This is a genomic window from Candidatus Thiodiazotropha endoloripes, from assembly GCF_001708965.1.
GTDB lineage: Bacteria > Pseudomonadota > Gammaproteobacteria > Chromatiales > Chromatiaceae > Thiodiazotropha > Thiodiazotropha endoloripes.
In genome coordinates this window covers 1,869,517-1,889,448 of the sequence record NZ_LVJW01000003.1, presented here as the reverse complement: position 1 = coordinate 1,889,448, position 19,932 = coordinate 1,869,517, and the positions used below count along the sequence as shown (strand labels likewise).

The following is a 19,932-nucleotide window of genomic DNA, read 5'->3' as shown; positions in this document are numbered from 1 at the left end:
TCCTCATTCAATCAGGATTCAAGCTTACCTTATTGGTAAATTCATCCCCTCTCTCAATTTATTATTCCAGCAGCTGAACTTGGCTATTAAGGTGCCAGGTTAATAAATGCCTATCTGCTGTTTCTGATCCTTTTGGGTCGACTTTGTCCGGACTGAATAAATAGTTCACCATTTTCAGCTTGATTTCATTTTGTTCCGCCATGCTTAGTCACATTCAGTTTGTAGAGAGAGTGTGAGGATGGGTAAAAAGCGAACGATAAAGGTCTGGGATCCCTTTGTACGACTCTTCCATTGGTCACTGGTGGGGGCTTTTGCCATCTGCTGGATAACGGAGGATGAGTGGATTGACCTGCATGTCTATGCCGGATACAGCGTGGCTGCTCTGGTGTTGATCCGAATGGTCTGGGGTGTGATTGGTACGCGCTATGCCCGATTCAGTGATTTCGTTAAATCTCCCGGCAAGGTACTGGCATACCTGAAGGATCTGCTCAGTTTCAAAGCAAAACGTTTTATCGGACACAATCCGGCCGGTGGTGCAATGATTGTGGTGTTGATGTTCTCACTGCTGCTGACTGTACTGACAGGCATGCTGGCTTATGGTGCAGAGGGACTGGGACCCCTGGCTGAACCGCTGTTTTCCAACAGACCCTATGGTGGCGAGTTTTACGAGGAGATACATGAGGTGTTTGCCAATCTGACACTGGTGTTGGTTGCAGTTCACTTGGTAGGGGTATTGGTCGGTTCCCTGCTACATCAGGAGAATCTCATACGCTCGATGTTTACCGGCACAAAGCGAGGATAAGGTAATGAAATTCAGTACTAAATTGTTGCTGCTGCTGACCTTCTTTGCTGCAGTGGTTGATGCCGGTCCACTGGAAGAACGGCTTAACAGCTACCTGGAGAAAGGTTCTGGTTCATTCGATCCGCAGCAAGGTCAAATCATCTGGCAGCATAGGGTTTTACACCCAAAAAGCGGTAAAACCCGCTCATGTGGTGATTGTCATGGGGGGGATTTAAGCAAGCCTGGAAAACATCAAAAGACAGGCAAAACCATTCAGCCAATGGCTCCATCTGTTAATCCACAACGTCTGAAAGATGGCAAGAAGATGGAAAAATGGTTCAAGCGCAACTGCAAATGGACCTGGGGCAGGGCATGCACAGCCCGGGAAAAGGGCGACATACTAAGTTATCTGCAGCAGATATGAATAGAGATTCCCAATGAACATGAAAAAGATATGGATAGCTTCGGTTTTTACATCATCATTGATATTCAGTATCGGGGTGGTGCTTGCCGATCGGGATGAGCATGAACATGAATATGAATATCAAGCAGAAGATGGTTATCTCTCTCGCTGGTTTCACTCAAACTCTATGCAGGTTGATGGCAAGGGCAGCTCACGTTACCGGGAAGAGTGCGGCAGCTGTCACTTTCCCTTTCAGCCGGGCTTTTTGCCGGTAGCGTCATGGCGATTGGTGATGTCTGGGCTGGAGGAACATTTTGGAGAAAATGCTGAATTATCCGATTATGAGAGAGATTTCATCTTGAATTATCTAATCCAGAATGCGGCTGAAAGCAGCAATCGTGAAATCTCCCGGAAGGTGGTTTGGTCAATCCGCTCAAAACAGCCGCCAATACGCATAACGGAAACGGATTTCTTCAGGCATGAGCATGACCAGATCGCTCCGCGGATGCTGTATAACAATGGTGACAAGATTCAATTCAGTAATTGTGACAGTTGCCACACCCGGGCAATGCAGGGGGCATTTAATGAACATGAGATCAAAATACCAGGTTTTGGTCGTTGGGATGACTGATTAATGCTCAAAAGCGTCTACATGGTATTGTTACTGGTGGCCTTGATGATAGCCATACCGCTATTTGCAGATGGGGATGTGGATTATCAGGATGTGCGGCGACTTACTCAAAGTGGAAAGATCCTACCGTTAACGGAGTTGCTGAGGCGTATTCAGGCAAGCAAACCAGGCAGAGTGATCGAAGTTGAGTTGGAACGGAAAGGCAAGGCTTATATCTATGAGATCGAGATACTCGATGAGCTGGGTGTGGTATGGGAATACAAGCTCGATGCGGTAAATGGAGAGATTTTGGAGCTTGAGTTGGAGGATTGATCGATGCGACTACTGCTGGTTGAAGATGACGATCTGCTGTCGGCATCGCTCAAAAAGGATCTTGAGCGACAGGGATACGCGGTTGATCTGGCAAAGCAGGGCATCGAGGCGGAGTACATGGGCGATGAGATGGAATACGATCTGGTTGTATTGGATCTTGGGCTACCTCAACGATCAGGCATCGATGTCTTAAAAAACTGGCGCTCAAAAGGAAATGATATTCCAGTCCTTATTCTTACCGCCCGCGACGCCTGGCACGAAAGGGTGGCTGGATTTAAGGCTGGAGCGGATGACTATCTGGGAAAGCCATTCCATGTTGAGGAACTGGTTGTTCGTCTGCAGGCACTGGCACGCAGATCCCACGAAATGGTTGGCAGCAGTCTCAAGGCCGGTGGAGTAGAACTGGATGAGGAGAAGCAGCAACTCATTCTTCCTGATCAGCAACGGCAGGATCTGACCGGAACAGAGTTCAGACTGTTGAGGTTTTTTATTCTCAATCGTGGAAGTATCTTATCGAAAACCCGGCTCATAGAGCATGTGTATGAGCAGGATTTCGACCGGGACAGTAATTTGATCGAGGTTTATATCAGCCGATTGCGTGAAAAACTGGGTAAGCAGGCAATCGAAACCCGCCGCGGTCAGGGTTACATCTATGTCGGTATTGAACCCTAAATCCATCGAGTGGCGATTACAGATTGGCCTGACGATCAGTCTGGCCCTGCTGATGTGTTTGTTATGGATATTTGGTGCCGGGTCAATAGAAAAACTGAGCGAAGACTTTATTGCCTCACGGCTTGAGCATGATGCAGAGTCGATACTGGGTGCAATCGTGACTGAGCCCCGATTGTCAGTTGAAGAGGCCTATATCAATCAAATCTACCATCGACCGTTTTCAGGCCACTACTTTCTTATAGTCAGCGATAACGGGACAGAGGTCACTTCCCGCTCATTATGGGACTACAAGGTTCATCTACCGATCCTCAAGCCAGGGGAAAGCGAACGTCTCTATCGTCAGGGGCCTGATGGTCAACAGTTACTTGTGTGGTTGACCGGCTATCGGAAAAAAGATCAGAATCTGACTATAGCGGTTGCCGAGGATCTCCTACCGATCACCAATCAGCGGCAGACCTTTCTATGGAGTTTCGCCCTGTTGTCAATTTTAGGGTTGGTGCTCCTGTTGATGATTCAGAGCCTGGTGGTAAGACTGGCATTCCGTCGTCTCGAACCTCTGCGTGAGGATGTGAGAAATCTTTCATCCGGTTGCGAAAATCCATTGAATGAGGATGTCCCCAACGAGATGTTGCCTTTGGTCAAAGAGGTAAACCACCTGCTGCAACTGCTCTCCCAGCGCAATCAAAGAACCCGGAGTGCCCTCGGAAACCTGGCCCATGCGCTGAAAGGGCCGCTCAATCTGTTGACCGGCTACTTTGACAGGCAGGTAAGTGATCAAGGCAGTGAGCAGCATCAGCAGGCCGGCCAACAGTTGGATCGGATACGCTTGCTGATCGATCGTGAACTGAAAAGAGCCCGCCTGAGTGGTGAGCGGAGTATCAATCAGAAATTCAATGCAAAGGTTGATTTACCTGATCTATTGGATGTGCTGCGTAAAATCTATCAGGAGCGTGATCTGAATATTGAGGCGGTTAGCAAAGATGAGTGTCCTCCATTCGGTGACCGGGAAGATATACTCGAACTGTTAGGAAATCTCTTGGACAATGCCTGTAAATGGGCCGAGGGGAATGTCATTTGTCAGATTTTTTGCTCTGAGAATCTGAGTTTAGTGATTGAAGATGATGGGATAGGGCTGGAAGGTTCGGATTTACAGAGTCTGATGCAACGGGGCAGTCGTCTGGATGAGTCCACCGAGGGGCATGGTTTGGGTTTGGCCATTGTTCACGAAGTGGTGCAGCTTTACCGGGGAGAGATCTATTTTGACCGTTCCCCTCAATATGGTGGATTACGGGTTAAAGTGGTACTGAAGCATCTGTACTGAGACAACGAGGATCTGATTCATTTTCAGATACAGCCCCCAAATTGATATCACTGTGGAGGCTGAAGCTGATTTTGCACCCAGCATGAATATCCTTTTACTCCTGCAGCCTGGCAACATCAGAGCTATTTCACGGTACCATCGCAGCTGGAAATGAGCCATTTCAGCAGCGTTTTGATAGAAGCACGATCAACAGCAAGGAGGCTGTGACCATGACCAATCGATTGCCGACAATCCATTTAAGACCAGCAGCCTCAAGACAATGGGTGATCTGGCATCGTAGTCTCTATGCCATAACACTTCTGGCAATCGTTACTGCCCCGATTGGAATGTCAGTCAAAATCGTACTGTTGATAGCGCTGATGCTAACAAAACTGCCGGTTTACAGGGTGTTTATCCCTGGTCAGGTGGCAAAAGCTGAGATCAGATGTAATGGTTGGTCGAAGATTGTTCTGACGGACGGAAAGAAACAGACAGCAAGGTTGCGTACTGACAGCCTGGTAACACCCTGGCTGATCATATTACGATTTGATCTCCGGGGGCGTTGGAGACATCCGGTGATGGTATTGTTTCAGGATGCATTACCAGCAGCAGAAATGCGAAGCTTAAGGATACTGCTGAAGCACGGCTCATTCGTCAGGGAGGAGTCAGCTGACTGATACAACTCGCGATAGAGAACCCCTGACCAAGCCGTTACTGAGAACGAACACCTATCAACCACTCAGAGATGGGCCGCAACTCAATAGGGTGAATAGCCCTCCGGGATCAATATGGTCGGTTTGTTCTGCACCCGGTCGTCCCGGTAGGGGAAATCCAGGGTAAAATGGAGCCCTCGACTCTCACGTCGGGATTGGGCCGATCGAATGATCATGTCGGCCACATCGACCAGGTTTCTCAGCTCCAGTAGATCCATGCTGACCCTGAAATTGCTGTAGTACTCGACAATTTCCCGTTGTAACAGGTCTACCCTGCGGCGGGCGCGCACCAGCCGTTTATTGCTCCTGACGATGCCCACATAGTCCCACATGAAGTGACGCAGCTCATCCCAGTTATGAGATACCACCACCTCTTCATCCGGTTCAGTAACACGGCTTTCATCCCAGGGGGCAATCTGCGGAGGTTCAGCCGTGGTGGAATCCAGTTCCTGAATATCCTCTGCGGCAAGCTTGGCAAACACCAGACATTCGAGCAGTGAGTTGCTGGCCATACGATTGGCGCCGTGAAGACCTGTGTAGGCACTCTCACCGACCACATAGAGTCCGGCGACATCGGTACGTGCCTTATGGTCCGCCATTACACCCCCACAGGTATAGTGGGCTGCCGGCACCACGGGAATCGGCTGTTTCGACATGTCGATACCGAATTCGAGACAGCGCTGGTAGATGGTGGGGAAGTGCTCCTGAATGAATTCGGCCGGTTTGTGGCTGATATCCAGGTAGAGACAGTCGGCGCCAATGCGTTTCATCTCATGGTCGATCGCCCTGGCGACGATGTCTCTGGGCGCCAGTTCCCCTCGCTCATCGAAGCGATCCATGAAGCGGCTGCCATCGGGGAGCTTGAGTTGACCACCTTCCCCTCTAACCGCTTCGGAGATCAGGAAACTCTTCGCCTCAGGGTGGTAGAGGCAGGTTGGATGAAACTGGATGAACTCCATGTTGGCAACCCGGCAGCCCGCCCGCCAGGCCATTGCGATCCCATCCCCTGTGGAGACATCCGGGTTGCTGGTGTAGAGATAGACCTTACTGGCGCCACCGGTAGCCAAAACGACGAACCGGGCCCTGAAGGTTTGTACATGATTGCTTTTGTGATCAAGGATATAGGCACCATAGCAGCGTTTCTGGTGCTTGGTCTGCTCTTTTTCACTGGTGATCAGGTCGATGGCGATATGGTGTTCGAAGATTTCGATATTCGAGCGGGCCCTGACTTGTCCCTGCAGGGTGGTTTCCACCTCTCTGCCGGTTGCGTCTGCTGCGTGAATGACCCGTCGGTGGGAGTGCCCACCTTCCTGGGTCAGGTGGTAGCCGCCGCTCGATTCGGCACTGTCGTCCCGGGTGAAGTTAACGCCACCTTTGAGCAGCCAGTCGATGTTGGATGGGCCATTTTCCACGACCAGCTGCACGGTCTCCTCATCACACAGACCGGCGCCGGCATCCAGGGTGTCCTTGACGTGAGAGGCGATGCTGTCCTCTTCATCAAGCACCACAGAGATACCCCCCTGAGCATAATAGGTGTTGGTCTCTTTCAACTCTTTTTTAGAGATGACTGCGATATTCAGCTTCTGATCCAGGTGCAGGGCAAGGCTCAATCCAGCAGCGCCACTGCCGATGATCAGTACGTCATGTTGGTGATCTGTCGTCATAATTTGCGGGGTAGGGTCGTTATGGTGATAATGCGTTTCCAGTTGCAATGCATCCTAGCTTAAAACCGCGTTTGGTTGAACCAATCGCATCGGCAGACTGATATCGGTCAATTAAAGCTGGGATTGCCAGAACTTATCCAATCCATGACTGTCAATGGGACTGTGCACAGGAAGTGCTCGTCACGAGGAGGTAAAAGCCCGGATGGGCGAGCGGTTAATTGATCAGGAACTCGTAGCTCGAGTTCAACAGGGTGACAAAAAGGCGTTTGACCTGCTGGTGCTGAAGTATCAGCAGAAAATCACCAATCTGATCTCCCGCTATATCCGAGATCCTCATGAGGTGCTGGATGTGACCCAGGAAGCCTTTATCAAGGCCTATCGGGCCATACCCAAGTTTCGGGGTGACAGTGCTTTTTATACGTGGCTCTACCGAATAGCCATCAATACTGCGAAAAACTACCTCGTAGCCCAGGGACGACGCCCCCCTTCAGATGATGTGGAGGCAGAAGTGGCTGAACAAATGGATGTTGGTGTGCGTCTAAAGGAGACAGGTACACCGGAAAACCATGTATTGACCGAAGAGATTACCATGACGGTTCAGCAGGCGATCGATGATCTGCCTGAAGATCTGAGAACCGCCATTGTACTGAGAGAGCTGGAAGGCATGAGTTATGAAGAGATCGCCAATGCCATGTCCTGTCCTGTAGGCACGGTTCGCTCCCGTATATTCCGGGCGCGTGAGGCGATTGATAAAAGACTGAGCCCATTATTGAAACCTTAAAATCAGGCATAGCACAAATGACTGAGCAAGAGTACGAAAGATTATCCGCGCTGGTTGATAATGAGATTTCAGAAGAAGAAATCTCTATGGAAATTAATAAGTTGTCGAATAATAAGGTGAACCGGGATACCTGGTCCAGGTACCATTTGATCGGTGATGCCATGCGTGGTGAGACAGGCTCACTGTATAACCCGGATTTGGCACAGGCGATCAGCAAGCAACTGGAAAGTGAACCGGTGGTGCTGGCTCCGGCAGCAATCAAACGTCGTCCAGGTTTGAAGAAGCGTTCCTATACAGGCTTGGCTGTCGCTGCGTCTTTAGCCGCAGTCGCGGTGGTGATGGCCCCTCAGTTGATCAATCCGGAGGGATCCGAAGCACCGCCGGCGAATATCGCCTCGACTCAGGAGCCTGCCACAGAGACCCTCTATGTCGCGGAAGACGGCACTCGCTGGGAGCTGCTGAAAAAACCCGAAGTGGTATCGCGGCTTAACGCCTATCTGGTCAATCATCAGGAAAGGTCACCGTCGAGCAACATCAAAGGGATCATGCCCTTTGCAACGTTCGTCAGTTACGATGAAAACAAACAAAAATAAAATTGAGCTGATCGGATGAATTTTTCGTCTTCCAGAGCTGCTTCGAGACAATACTGGATTGGTTTTCTTCTGCTGCTGTTCTGCCAGCCAATTTTCGCCGCTGAGCAGCTTACCCCCAGGGATTGGCTTGAGCGAATGATGGATGCGGTGCAAAAGCTGAACTACCAGGGAACCTTTGTCTATCTTCATGACAATCAACTGGAGATCATGAAAATCGCCCACGCGGTGAACGGGGACAAGGTCAGAGAGAGCCTGATGTCTCTGAATGGTGCACCCCGTGAAGTAATTCGTGATGAAGAGTCGGTAACCTGTGTCATGCCTGGCAGTAATGAAGTGTCAGTGGACAAGCGCTCCCCAAGCAAGAAATTTCTCAATATTCTGCCTCAGGACCTGGCCCAGCTTGAGGATCACTACAGTTTTCGCATGAGCGGTAATGACCGAATCGCCAATCGCCAGGCTCAGGTGGTGGTGATCATGCCCAATGACCGGCTTCGCTACGGCTATCGTTTCTACCTGGATCTAGAGAGCGGTCTACCGCTCAAATCGGATTTGATGAATGAGCATGGTGAAGCGGTGGAGCAGACCATGTTCACCGATCTGGAGATCGGTGTTGCTGAGATCAGTGAACTACACCAGAGAGAGTCGTTGTTCACCTACCGGTTGAAAAATAATGAAGGCACCAGTCTCTCCAATGAGGCTGACAGTCGATGGGATTTTCTCAAGCTTCCTGCCGGATTCCGATTGAGTATGCAGCACCAGCTGCACGATCCGATGTTGAGTGCGCCAATCGAGCAGTATGTGTTCAGTGATGGATTGGGTTCATTATCTGTTTTTATCGAAGCGGAAACCCGTAGCGAAGCTTTCAGTGGTGTATCCCGATTGGGTGCGATCAATGCCTGGGGTGGTCAGGTCGCCGGCTATCAGGTGACCGCCGTTGGCGAAGTGCCCGCTGTCACCATACTGGGTGTGGTTCAAGGGATGAAGCTGAAGGGCTCGAATGATTGAAGAGACCGCAATGGTCGTGCGTATTGAAGGTGAGTACGCATTTGTCGAGACGGAGAAGCGTGCCGCCTGTGGATCCTGCGAGAGCCAGGGAAGCTGCAGTACCACCGTTCTTGCCGGTTTGTTCAAACGTCGCTATAACCACCTGAGGGTACTGAATACCGTATTGGCGAAACCCGGTGAGCAGGTGGTTATCGGTTTGCAGGAACAGGCTCTGTTGAAACTCTCCATGCTTGCCTATCTGCTTCCATTGATCTTCATGATTCTGGCTGCCATCGCAGCTCAATATCTGATTGGTTTGTTTAACATCCAGTCAGGGGAACTCCCGCAAGTTATCGGTGGTCTATTGGGGCTGATTGGCGGGTTTTTTCTGTTGAGACTACTTGCACATAAAAATCGACATGACCCAGGTTATCAGGCGGTGATACTGCGCCATGCAGATAGAATCTCTGTGCCTTTTGTCTGAGACTCTATTCACCTCATACCTGTTGTCGATCGATCCCTCTTTCCTCCAGGAGTTGTTTCAATGAGAGACAAGAAATTTCAATTTATCATGCTGGCAGCTGTGGCAGTGGCACTGATGACATCACTCCCTCTGATGGCGCGCGATCTGCCCAACTTCGCAGATCTTGCAGAGCATAATGCCCCCTCTGTGGTCAATATCAGCACCAGAACCTCTTCATCCAGAAAACAGATGTCACCCTTCAATATGCCTGAATTGGAGGGCTTACCTGAAGGCAGCCCATTAGGCGAGCTGATGAAAAAGTTTTTTGGCAATCATGGTTATCAGATGCCGGAAAATGATGTGGAAAAGCGCTCTCTCGGATCCGGATTCATCATTTCAGAGGATGGCTATATTCTGACCAACAATCATGTTGTGGAAGAGGCTGACGAAATTCTGGTGCGAATGAACGACCGACGCGAGTTCGTCGCTGATGTGATCGGCAAAGACGAACGCAGCGATATTGCGTTGATCAAAATTAATGCAGATGATCTGCCAATGGTTGAAATCGGTGACTCTGATGGATTGAGAGTCGGTGAGTGGGTATTGGCAATCGGTTCACCTTTCGGCTTTGATCATTCAGTGACCGCCGGTATCGTCAGCGCAAAGGGAAGAAACCTGCCGAGTGAGAACTATGTGCCCTTCATTCAAACCGACGTTGCCATCAATCCCGGCAACTCCGGTGGCCCACTGTTTAACATGGAAGGTGAAGTGGTTGGAATCAACTCCCAGATATACAGCCGCTCAGGGGGATTCATGGGGCTATCTTTCGCTATCCCGATTGAGATGGCGATGAATGTTGCAGACCAGTTAAAGACTCGCGGGCGGGTTACCCGTGGTTGGTTGGGCGTGTTGATTCAGGATGTCACCAAGGATCTTGCCGACAGTTTTGGCATGGATCATCCCCGGGGCGCATTGATTGCCAGGGTTCTGCCCCAGAGTCCATCGGAAAAAGCGGGACTTCAGGTGGGTGATGTGATTCTGTCATTCAATGGAACCCCCATACACACCTCATCAGAGTTACCTCCCCTGGTTGGTCGCAGCAATGTGGATAAGCCCGCATCACTGAAGATTCTGAGGAAGGGAAAAACCAAAATGGTGAATGTCAATATCGGTGAATTACCCTCCGATGATCAGTTGGAAATAGCTGGAAATACCCCTCCCAAGGTATCAGAAAACCGCCTGGGATTGATGGTTTCAAGCGTCAGTGAGCAGGTTCAGCAAGCGTTGCGTCTGCCATCTCGACGGGGTGTCATGGTTGAGTCGGTGACCGGTAAGGCAGCCCGTGAGGCTGGAATCCAGCAGGGCGACATTATTACGATGATCAATAACATGGATGTGGAGGGTGTGGAGCACTTTAACCGTTTGGTCAAAGAGCTGCCCGGGGAGAAAACTGTCGCTTTGCTTGTGCACCGCAACACAGGGCCGATTTTTCTTGCCCTGCATGTACCGGAAAATGATTGAGCTGAAATTCTTCCATCGGCAGGGATGCCACCTTTGTGATGAGATGTGGGACGAACTTTCTACCGTGGATGGATTGGATAAAATTGTCCTGTTGAAGGTCGATATCGATCGTGACTCCGATCTCAAAGCGGAGTATGGGCTGAGAATTCCCTGTCTGGAGGGGCCGAATGGTATCTCACTGAGTGAACACTATCTCGATCATTCCAGACTTCTGAGCTATTTGCGCGACGTATGATTTGGTATCATCACTCTTTTTGTGGCAACACGTTTACGTTGAAGCGCCCCGAAACGGGGCGTTTCTTGTTTTTTCAGTGACAATTCAAGGCTTTATGGCTGATCTTCAACACATCCGCAACTTTTCCATTATTGCCCATATCGATCATGGTAAATCCACCATCGCCGATCGGTTCATTCAGACCTGTGGTGGCCTGAGCGATCGGGAGATGGCTGACCAGGTGTGTGACTCCATGGAATTGGAGCGGGAGCGGGGCATCACCATCAAAGCCCAAAGCGTCACCCTGGAATATCAGGCCAAAGATGGAATCACCTACCAGCTCAACTTCATTGATACGCCTGGTCATGTGGATTTCTCCTACGAGGTTTCCCGCTCCCTGGCGGCCTGTGAAGGGGCGCTGCTGGTGGTGGATGCGGCTCAGGGCGTTGAGGCTCAGAGTGTGGCAAATTGCTATACCGCAATCGAGCAGGGGCTGGAGGTTCTGCCGGTACTCAACAAAATCGATCTCCCATCCGCAGAACCGGAACGGGTCATCAATGAAATTGAAGAGATCATCGGTATCGAGGCCGATCAGGCAGTCCACGTAAGTGCCAAGACCGGCTTGGGCATCGAGTCGCTGTTGGAGCAACTGGTTGCCACGATCCCCCCTCCAGCCGGCGACTATGAAGCACCGCTGCAAGCGCTGATCATTGATTCCTGGTTCGACTCCTATGTCGGGGTCATTTCACTGATCAGGGTAATGAACGGAGAGATCAAGCCGAAAGACAAGATGCGGATCATGTCGACCGGACGGGTTTTCCAGGTTGAACAGGTTGGTGTATTCACCCCCAAACAGCTCAGTCAACCCTCATTGAAAGCGGGAGAGGTTGGCTACCTGATCGCCGGTATCAAAGAGGTCGACGGTGCGCCCGTCGGAGACACTATCACCTTGGAAAACCGTCAGGCCGACCAGCCTCTGCCGGGATTCGAGGAGATGCATCCACGGGTTTTCTCCGGACTCTATCCAGTTAGCTCCGATGACTATGAGGGTCTGCGGGATGCACTGCAGAAACTGCGCCTCAATGACTCGGCACTGCACTATGAGCCGGAAACCTCACAGGCCCTGGGATTTGGTTTCCGTTGTGGCTTCCTCGGTATGCTGCATATGGAGATTGTTCAGGAACGGCTCGAACGTGAGTATGACCTGGATCTGATCACGACCGCACCTTCCGTGGTTTACGAAGTGTTGAAAAGTGACGGTGAACTCATTCATATCGAAAATCCAGCGGCACTCCCTGATCCAGGTAAGTTGGAAGAGGTGCGCGAACCGATTATTGTTGCAACCATTCTGGTACCACAAGACTATCTGGGTAACGTCATTACGCTTTGTATTGAGAAGCGTGGGGTACAGAAAAATCTGCAATATCTGGCCGGACAGGTGCAGTTAAGTTATGAGTTGCCGATGAATGAAGTGGTGCTCGACTTTTTTGATCGTCTGAAGTCGGTGAGTCGGGGCTATGCCTCTTTTGAATATGAGTTTACCCATTTTCAGGCCGCCCCGCTGGTCAAGCTCGATATTCTGATCAATGGTGATCGAGTGGATGCACTTTCACTGATCGTGCATAAGGATCAGGCTCAGTTCAGAGGACGGGATCTGACCTCGAAGATGAAAGAGATCATCCCGAGGCAGATGTTCGAGGTGGCCATCCAGGCCGCGATTGGCAGCAAGATAATTGCCCGTACCACGGTCAAGGCATTGAGAAAGAATGTCACCGCCAAATGTTATGGTGGTGATATTACACGAAAGCGTAAACTGCTGGAGAAGCAGAAAGCTGGTAAAAAACGCATGAAGCAGGTTGGTAAGGTAGAGATACCACAGGACGCCTTTCTTGCTGTGCTTCAGGTCGGCAAGGATAATTAGATGTAACTATTCAGATCAGCCCTAAAAAGTGCGATTTTTAGGGCTGACCAAAGGGGAGAGTGAAACTTCTCCCCTTTGGAAACCCCAAAAGCTGGGGAGTAACCATTCAGGTGGCCGCAAAAAAGCGCAGCCTCCTGAATAGTTACAATTAGATTACTATACGGGTGAGGACGCAGGTAAACCATGAATTTCGATTTTCCAACTTTTCTTGTTGTTGCCAGCGCAGTGACTGGTGGCATCTGGCTATTGGATAGCATATTCTTTGCCAACAAACGAAGTGCAATGGCTCCGGATGTGGGTGAAGAGGCCGATGATTCAAGTCAACCGGTTAGAAAAGAGCCATTGCTGGTTGAGTACTCTAAATCCTTCTTCCCGGTAATATTCGCCGTACTCATTTTACGCTCTTTCCTGGTAGAACCTTTTCGTATTCCCTCTGGTTCGATGATGCCAACCCTGCTGGTTGGTGACTTCATTCTGGTGAATAAATTCAGTTACGGTATTCGACTGCCCGTTTTAAATAAAAAAGTGATCGATCTGGGTGATCCTCAGCGAGGTGATCCGGTTGTCTTCCGCTATCCGAAACAACCCTGGATCGACTATATTAAACGGGTAGTGGCTGTTCCTGGAGATAAGCTCTACTATCGTAATAAAACCCTTTTCGTCAATGGCGAACCGATGAAACAGATGCTGTTGGGTCAGTACACCGGTGTAGGGAGTGGCTCCCGTATGACCGGCGCGGTCATGGCGGCTGAGAATCTAGATGGGATTGAGCACAATATTCTGATCAACCCACTGGCACCCGATCTGCCAATGGGGTGTCAGGTTCTGAGGCAAGGACCGATAACGGTTCCTGAAGGGCAATATTTTGTCATGGGTGATAATCGTGACAATAGTAATGACAGTCGCTGCTGGGGCTTTGTGCCCGATGAGAATCTTGTTGGCAAAGCATTTGGTATCTGGATGAACTGGGATTCCAATATCAGCGGTTTTCCACCAATTGCCTGGGAGAGAATCGGTAAAGGCATCGATTAGGGATTTTCGTCGATATTAATTAACGTGAGATTGTTAATTCAAGGTCATGTACAGATACCACTGATGTATCGGATAGGTTGAATTTTCAGCATAGATAGCAAAGTATAAAAATCAGGATGGATAACCAATATCAACTGAATAAGATCGCAATTTGAAAGCGGATGATTACACAGTGATAAGTCCCTATCTACCGATTGTAAAGTTCACCAAACTAGATTAATTCAATATTTAATGAAAATAGTTATTACAATCATGTTCTAAGATTGAAGATGTAAATCAGACAGTATGACTTATTTGAGGAAGTAGATATGCAATCCATCAAAAAACAGCGTGGACTTACATTCATCAGCTGGCTGGTTATCTTAATTGTTGCTGGATTTCTGGTGATGGTTGGTATCAAGATAACCCCGGTATATATTGACCACTTTGCGGTAAAATCTGCTCTTGAATCAATTAAGAATGAACCTTTTGCAGAGAGGAAATCCAAAGTTGAATTACGCAACATCATATTAAAGCGCCTTAATATCAATAGTATTCGCCATGTTACTAAAGATCATATTAGTATTAAGAGCGCACCAGGCTCTAGGACTCTCAATATTAACTACGAGGTTCGTCGGCATATTGCGTATAATGCAGCCCTTGTCATGACTTTTGATGAGACAGTAGAGATAACTGCGAATTGAAGGCTGACGCTGAAAAACTATGCCGAGATCTAGGCTATACTTTCAATCAACAAGAGCTGATTGAACAGGCTTTGACTCACCGCAGTGCCGGTGGAAAAAACAACGAACGTCTAGAGTACCTGGGTGATTCCATTCTGGGATTTGTGATTGCTGACGCGCTCTTCAGCCATTTTTCCAAGGCCACCGAAGGACAGTTAAGTCGGCTTCGCTCCACATTGGTTAAACGGGATACACTCGCTCAGGTCGCAAGGGAGTTCAATCTTGGGGATTATCTGAAACTCGGGCAGGGTGAGCTGCGCAGTGGTGGTCAAAGCAGGGATTCCATTTTGGCTGACAGTTTTGAAGCAGTTTTGGCAGCGGTCTATCTTGATGGTGGCTATGAAGCAACCCGCTCAGTAATTCTGAAAATATTCTCACCCAGGTTGATTGCACTGAGTCCGGAAAACCAGCAGAAAGATCCCAAAACCCAACTGCAAGAGCATCTACAGGCTATAAAGGTCTCGCTTCCCAGCTACACCATTTTGGATGTCAGTGGAGATCCTCATGCCCAGCATTTCAAGGTTGAGTGCGTAGTTGAAGACCTTCAGAAAAAGAGTAAGGGTGAAGGTCACAGTCGAAGAAAGGCGGAGCAGGATGCTGCATCCAAAATGTTGTCGGATCTGAATAATGAGTAAGCAGATAAATCATTGTGGTTATGCTGCGATTGTCGGGCGGCCAAACGTTGGCAAATCCACCCTGTTGAACCAGATCCTCGGTGTCAGGTTGGCAATCACTTCACATAAAGCACAAACCACGAGACATAGTGTTTTAGGAGTCAACAGCCTGGAAGGGGGGCAGATAATCTATGTCGATACCCCGGGCATCCACCAGCGTAGTGATAATGCCATGAATCGCTACCTCAACCGTACGGCCCAATCAGTACTGACGGGTGTTGATCTGCTGATCTTTGTGGTTGAGGCATTGCGCTGGACTGAGGAGGATGAAAAGGTACTCGGTCTGATCAGAGAGAGTGAAATACCAGCGATAGCGGTTGTCAACAAAGTGGATCTGGTTAAACAGAAAGAGGCATTGTTACCCTATCTGTCCAAACTCTCTTCGAATCATGAATTTCTGGAAATAGTTCCCCTATCTGCGAAAAAGGGTAAAAACCTTGCCGCGCTGGAGGGGATGGTATTAAATGCGCTTCCCGAGGCTGATAATGTCTATCCTGACGACCAACTGACCGATCGCCCGGAAAAGTTTTTTGCTGCGGAGATGATCAGGGAGCAGATCACCAGACGCTACGCCAAGGAGTTACCTTATGCTGTTTCCGTGGAGATTGAACGTTTCGAGGAGCAGCAGGGTCTGTATCGGATCAATGCCGTGATCTGGGTGGAAAAGCCCGGTCAAAAAGGCATCATCATTGGCAAAGATGGTCAGGCATTGAAAGAGGTTGCGGTACAGGCCAGAAAAGCGATGCAATCCTTTTTCGACTGTAAGGTTCACCTTGAACTCTGGGTTAAAGTAAAAAAGAGTTGGTCGAGTGACGAGGCGGCGTTGGTCAGACTTGGATATGGTGAGCAGTGAAACCATCCAACCTAGGGCGTATTGGATTAGTGTTAACAGGCGCTAGAAGCCAGACTGCTACTACCATTTAAATTGAGACATCACAGATGTCCCGTATCAACTTCATACCAGCCTATGTTCTGCACAGGCGTGATTACCAGAATTCCAGTCTACTGGTGGAACTGTTCACGCCAAATGAAGGACGTCTTCCGGCGATCGCCAAAGGTGCTAAATCGGGGCGTTCAAACAAGGCAATTCTATTACAGCCCTTTCTGCCTCTACGAGTCTCGCTCAGTGGGCGTGGAGAGATCAAAAGCCTGGTCGAAGTGGAACAGGATGGTCAACCATTCAAACTGTCTGGCGATCGTATCTATTGCGGCTTTTACCTGAATGAGCTGATCGTGAGGTTGATCGAAAGGGGGGATCCATTCCCATCTCTGTTTGTTCACTATTGTCAGAATCTTGCGCAGCTGGCCTCAGCCGAGCCTGTCGGCCAGATACTGAGACAATTTGAACTGCAGCTGCTAACAGAGCTGGGTTATGGGTTGTTACTGGATCACACGGCGGATAGTGGGGAACTCATAAGAGAGGAGTTACTCTACGATTATCACATTGAAGAGGGGCCTGTACTATCGTCACCTGGGAGTTCAGGGATGAAAATTCATGGCAGTACCCTGATCGGTTTGCACAATGGTGATTCATTGGCAAAACAGTCTGCTAAAGAGGCAAAACAGTTGATGCGTTTTGTGCTCTCCCATTACCTGGGAGACAAGCCTTTGAAAAGCCGGGAGCTCTTTACCGGACCATCGGGTGGATGAGGATACCTGATTATGGCAAGGGATGTTAAATTATAACTCCCCAGCTTATAAAATAGTTGCTATTAACACGCTTCATTGGACTGGCGTTCAACTCTCAATGAAGATGTCTGTGAAGTTAGGCAAACAGGTGTAAAAAAGATATATTTACACCATAACGATTTATTGGCGGATTGAGAATCAGCAAGGGGTTTCTGTTACCTATGAATCCAAAGGTAAGGGTATGACAAAGAATGTAATGTTACTTGGGGTTAATATCGACCATGTGGCGACTTTGCGTCAGGCTCGGGGTACCCGATATCCGGAGCCGGTACAGGCTGCACTGACTGCCGAGCAGGCGGGAGCCGATGCAATAACACTACATCTGCGTGAGGACCGACGTCATATTCAGGATCGGGATGTGGAGATACTCTCCGATCTCTTGCAGACGCGGATGAACCTGGAAATGGCGGCAACATCTGAAATGGCAGCCATCGCCACCCGGTTTCAACCCCATGATTGTTGCCTGGTACCGGAGAAACGTGAAGAGTTGACCACCGAGGGTGGTCTTGATGTGGCTTCCAAACTCGATTATATGACCGATTACTGCTCCGAATTGAACGAGGCGGGTATCCGGGTATCACTCTTCATCGACGCTGATTTGAAACAGCTGGATGCTGCCAAGGCATCAGGTGCACCGGTGGTGGAGATCCATACCGGCCACTATGCTGATGCTACCAGTGAAACAGTGCGCCAAGCTGAATTGAAGCGAATTGTCGATGCCGTCGCCTATGGCAAAGGCCTTGGGCTCCAGGTCAATGCAGGGCATGGACTTGATTACCACAATGTGGCTTCAATCGTGGAGATTGAAGGTATCAGAGAGCTGAATATCGGGCACTCCATCGTTTGTCGGGCACTGTTCACCGGATTTGATCAGGCAGTTCGTGAAATGAAAGGGTTGATGAGCCGATAGCCTTATATTCCAACTAGGGCCTATTGGATTAGTGTTAACAGGCCCTAGCCAGTGATCTGTCGAGTCTCGTGACAGTATGTCCGGATTAGCCGTCATAACGGGCCCTCAATGTGTGGACGGGCAATGATTGTCAGTACGACCAACGCAAGGGTGATTGCCCATACCACCAAATAGATAGACATAGCGCGCTTTGCCTTGGCTTTTTCAGCCCAGCTGCGAGGTTGAATCCCTTTGAACAGAAACAGCAGTTTGGCAGACAAGTTAACACAGACGATATTGGCGACGAGTAACAAACCGGCACCCATCGCCAGGTCGATCCTGCCATGACCCAAGGTTAAACCTAATGCTGCCGCTGGTGGGAGTAGTGCCACCGCAACCATCACGCCAACCAATACACTGGGCAGGCCACTGGTCAGGGAAAGTGCTGCCGCGGCGCCTGAAGCCAGTGCCAGAGCCAACGAGTCGAGCCCCACTTCAGTGCGCGCCATCAATTCTGGACTGTTCAGCGCGAACGGCCAGAGTAAGCCGATGATGTAGGCGAGAAATATGGCGATGAATATTCCCGCGAGCAGTGTCTTGAGGGATTTCTTCATCAAATGCATATCACCGAGTGCCGTTCCTAAGCCAAAAGCCAGATTCGGGCCCAACAGGGGAGCGATCACCATGGCACCGATCACAACCGCAACGTTGTTTTTCACCAAACCGATGGCAGCTACCAAGGTGGAGAGTATGACAAGAATAATGAAATTACTGTCCAGGTGGGTATTCTTGTCCACATTGGCATACATCGATTCTCTCGATGAAATGGCTTTATCCTGATCTTTTTCCTTTTCACTCGATGGCTGAGGCAGTGTGGCGTCAATCGGAAACACGATGATTCGTGCTGTAGATTGTGCGCCCAGTACAGTCTGCAGTGCATCCAGTGCCGGCTGAACATTCTCATCCGTTAACAGAATACGTATCGCCTGTCGGCCATCTTCACCCTCCCGGCCGGTACGATAATCCCGTGCTTTGAATTTTTCAGCAATGGCAGTAATGGTGTTTTCACTGCTCGATTTGGCAATAACTTCAATTAACTTCATTTCAGTTCCTGGCGGAAAAAACCTATTTTAACGCAAAAGTTGCTATCACTCCGGCAGCCAGATCAGTTGTGAAATAATGGTTTCTGCTTGGATATTTGCATACACAGGCAAGGCTGCTTTCATCGTGAGTTCGGATGGTTCGGGAAACTGGCTGTTTGAGCAATAGAAAACAATATTTTGCTGCCTTAGGACGTCGAGTAGAGTGACCTGCTCGAAGATCTGTCGTAACCGTACAAGCATGTTCACGATGTGCGCTTCACTCTCTGCCAGGAAATTAATTGCTACCACGCCTTGAGGCAATAACGCATCGGTTAAGTTTTGCAAAAAAGCATCTGTTTCGATCGGATTTGGCTGGCCTGGAGGGCAGTGAATATCACAAATAATGAGATCAAACTGCTGTCGATTGTCATGCAGAAAAGATTCGGCTGATTGATTTCTGACATGATAGCTGCTGTCTAGATAGAAGCACTCCTTGGATAGGGCGATCATTTCGACTTCCGGTTCTATCGAAGTCAAAGCAATGTCTGGATGATGAGACTCCAGATAGCGTTCAATGGCACCTGAACCCAGGCCAAGATTCAACATGTTTCCAGGATTATCAACAAACACCAGGGAACACAACAGCGCTTTGATATAGTGCAGCACCGGATAACTGTGGTCCTCAGTGAAAAGCATGGATTGTACGGCACCGTCGGCTGTGCAGATCCAGCGAAGAGAGTCGTATTCGAAGACCGCGCACCTGTGCTGAACTGAGCAATTGATACGGGTAGCCTGAGGCTGTGCCATTTTAAACCAGGCAAGATCGATAAAGGGTGGTGTGTTACTGGGCATGGGGCTGATTATGTCTGTCAATCAGGTATCGGGACGCCA

General features: G+C 49.4%; 23 protein-coding genes. 20 read left to right on the top strand and 3 right to left on the bottom strand.

The features are described 5' to 3' along the window. The first annotated feature begins 238 nt into the window (after positions 1 to 238). The 7 genes from A3193_RS08470 (at position 239) to A3193_RS08440 (ending at position 4,776) form a co-directional block, all read left to right on the top strand. Positions 239 to 802, top strand: coding sequence for a cytochrome b/b6 domain-containing protein (locus A3193_RS08470; protein ID WP_069014524.1), 564 nt, complete (start codon positions 239 to 241; stop codon positions 800 to 802). Between the two features lie 22 nt (positions 803 to 824). After that, positions 825 to 1,205 carry a DUF1924 domain-containing protein gene (locus A3193_RS08465; RefSeq protein ID WP_235614930.1) on the top strand — a complete coding sequence of 127 codons (381 nt, stop codon included), beginning with the start codon at positions 825 to 827 and terminating at the stop codon, positions 1,203 to 1,205. A gap of 13 nt (positions 1,206 to 1,218) precedes the next feature. After that, positions 1,219 to 1,815 (top strand): diheme cytochrome c, encoded by a 597-nt coding sequence (locus A3193_RS08460; RefSeq protein WP_069014522.1) that lies wholly within the window; start codon positions 1,219 to 1,221, stop codon positions 1,813 to 1,815. Between the two features lie 3 nt (positions 1,816 to 1,818). Then, positions 1,819 to 2,127: a PepSY domain-containing protein gene (locus A3193_RS08455; RefSeq protein WP_069005926.1), complete on the top strand. Its 309-nt coding sequence runs from the start codon at positions 1,819 to 1,821 to the stop codon at positions 2,125 to 2,127. A 3-nt stretch (positions 2,128 to 2,130) separates the two neighbouring features. Then, positions 2,131 to 2,799, top strand: coding sequence for a response regulator transcription factor (locus tag A3193_RS08450; protein WP_069014521.1), 669 nt, complete (start codon positions 2,131 to 2,133; stop codon positions 2,797 to 2,799). Further along, positions 2,780 to 4,120 carry a sensor histidine kinase gene (locus A3193_RS08445; protein ID WP_069014520.1) on the top strand — a complete coding sequence of 447 codons (1,341 nt, stop codon included), beginning with the start codon at positions 2,780 to 2,782 and terminating at the stop codon, positions 4,118 to 4,120. Before A3193_RS08450 ends, A3193_RS08445 begins: the two co-directional genes overlap by 20 nt. A 209-nt stretch (positions 4,121 to 4,329) precedes the next feature. Continuing rightward, positions 4,330 to 4,776, top strand: a complete 447-nt coding sequence (locus A3193_RS08440; RefSeq protein ID WP_069014519.1) for a protein YgfX — start codon at positions 4,330 to 4,332, stop codon at positions 4,774 to 4,776. Between the two features lie 80 nt (positions 4,777 to 4,856). Here the strand turns inward: A3193_RS08440 and nadB are convergent, their stop codons facing one another. Then, positions 4,857 to 6,476 carry an L-aspartate oxidase gene (gene nadB, locus A3193_RS08435; RefSeq protein WP_069005922.1) on the bottom strand — a complete coding sequence of 540 codons (1,620 nt, stop codon included), beginning with the start codon at positions 6,474 to 6,476 and terminating at the stop codon, positions 4,857 to 4,859. A gap of 202 nt (positions 6,477 to 6,678) precedes the next feature. Between nadB and rpoE the strand changes: the two genes are divergently transcribed. The 13 genes from rpoE (at position 6,679) to pdxJ (ending at position 17,980) form a co-directional block, all read left to right on the top strand. Beyond that, the gene (gene rpoE, locus A3193_RS08430) at positions 6,679 to 7,257 is read left to right on the top strand and encodes an RNA polymerase sigma factor RpoE (RefSeq protein ID WP_068993388.1); all 579 of its coding nucleotides are present in this window, start codon (positions 6,679 to 6,681) and stop codon (positions 7,255 to 7,257) included. A gap of 17 nt (positions 7,258 to 7,274) precedes the next feature. Beyond that, positions 7,275 to 7,850, top strand: coding sequence for a sigma-E factor negative regulatory protein (locus tag A3193_RS08425; RefSeq protein WP_069014518.1), 576 nt, complete (start codon positions 7,275 to 7,277; stop codon positions 7,848 to 7,850). Positions 7,851 to 7,865: 15 nt separating this feature from the next. Next, positions 7,866 to 8,855, top strand: coding sequence for a MucB/RseB C-terminal domain-containing protein (locus tag A3193_RS08420; RefSeq protein ID WP_069020040.1), 990 nt, complete (start codon positions 7,866 to 7,868; stop codon positions 8,853 to 8,855). Then, positions 8,848 to 9,318, top strand: coding sequence for a SoxR reducing system RseC family protein (locus tag A3193_RS08415; protein ID WP_069005919.1), 471 nt, complete (start codon positions 8,848 to 8,850; stop codon positions 9,316 to 9,318). Before A3193_RS08420 ends, A3193_RS08415 begins: the two co-directional genes overlap by 8 nt. Before the next feature lie 60 nt (positions 9,319 to 9,378). Further along, a complete protein-coding gene (locus A3193_RS08410; RefSeq protein WP_069005918.1) occupies positions 9,379 to 10,818 on the top strand; it encodes a DegQ family serine endoprotease in 1,440 nt (479 codons plus the stop codon). Beyond that, positions 10,811 to 11,053: a glutaredoxin family protein gene (locus A3193_RS08405; RefSeq protein ID WP_069005917.1), complete on the top strand. Its 243-nt coding sequence runs from the start codon at positions 10,811 to 10,813 to the stop codon at positions 11,051 to 11,053. Before A3193_RS08410 ends, A3193_RS08405 begins: the two co-directional genes overlap by 8 nt. A gap of 94 nt (positions 11,054 to 11,147) precedes the next feature. Further along, complete coding sequence (lepA, locus tag A3193_RS08400) at positions 11,148 to 12,953, top strand: translation elongation factor 4 (protein WP_069014516.1); 1,806 nt, start codon at positions 11,148 to 11,150, stop codon at positions 12,951 to 12,953. A gap of 183 nt (positions 12,954 to 13,136) precedes the next feature. Continuing rightward, entirely contained in the window at positions 13,137 to 13,985 is an 849-nt protein-coding gene (gene lepB / locus A3193_RS08390; protein ID WP_069014515.1) for a signal peptidase I, read from the top strand. 308 nt (positions 13,986 to 14,293) lie between these two features. Next, entirely contained in the window at positions 14,294 to 14,668 is a 375-nt protein-coding gene (locus tag A3193_RS08385) for a DUF4845 domain-containing protein (RefSeq protein ID WP_069014514.1), read from the top strand. Next, complete coding sequence (gene rnc, locus A3193_RS08380) at positions 14,665 to 15,342, top strand: ribonuclease III (protein ID WP_069005913.1); 678 nt, start codon at positions 14,665 to 14,667, stop codon at positions 15,340 to 15,342. Before A3193_RS08385 ends, rnc begins: the two co-directional genes overlap by 4 nt. Continuing rightward, complete coding sequence (gene era / locus A3193_RS08375) at positions 15,335 to 16,234, top strand: GTPase Era (RefSeq protein WP_069014513.1); 900 nt, start codon at positions 15,335 to 15,337, stop codon at positions 16,232 to 16,234. Before rnc ends, era begins: the two co-directional genes overlap by 8 nt. A gap of 86 nt (positions 16,235 to 16,320) precedes the next feature. Continuing rightward, positions 16,321 to 17,031 carry a DNA repair protein RecO gene (gene recO / locus A3193_RS08370; protein ID WP_069005911.1) on the top strand — a complete coding sequence of 237 codons (711 nt, stop codon included), beginning with the start codon at positions 16,321 to 16,323 and terminating at the stop codon, positions 17,029 to 17,031. A gap of 220 nt (positions 17,032 to 17,251) precedes the next feature. Continuing rightward, positions 17,252 to 17,980 (top strand): pyridoxine 5'-phosphate synthase, encoded by a 729-nt coding sequence (pdxJ, locus tag A3193_RS08365; protein WP_069005910.1) that lies wholly within the window; start codon positions 17,252 to 17,254, stop codon positions 17,978 to 17,980. A gap of 92 nt (positions 17,981 to 18,072) precedes the next feature. Here the strand turns inward: pdxJ and A3193_RS08360 are convergent, their stop codons facing one another. Then, positions 18,073 to 19,062, bottom strand: a complete 990-nt coding sequence (locus A3193_RS08360) for a TIGR00341 family protein (protein ID WP_069005909.1) — start codon at positions 19,060 to 19,062, stop codon at positions 18,073 to 18,075. A 45-nt stretch (positions 19,063 to 19,107) separates the two neighbouring features. Beyond that, positions 19,108 to 19,893: a spermidine synthase gene (locus A3193_RS08355; protein ID WP_069005908.1), complete on the bottom strand. Its 786-nt coding sequence runs from the start codon at positions 19,891 to 19,893 to the stop codon at positions 19,108 to 19,110. Between the last annotated feature and the right edge of the window lie 39 nt (positions 19,894 to 19,932).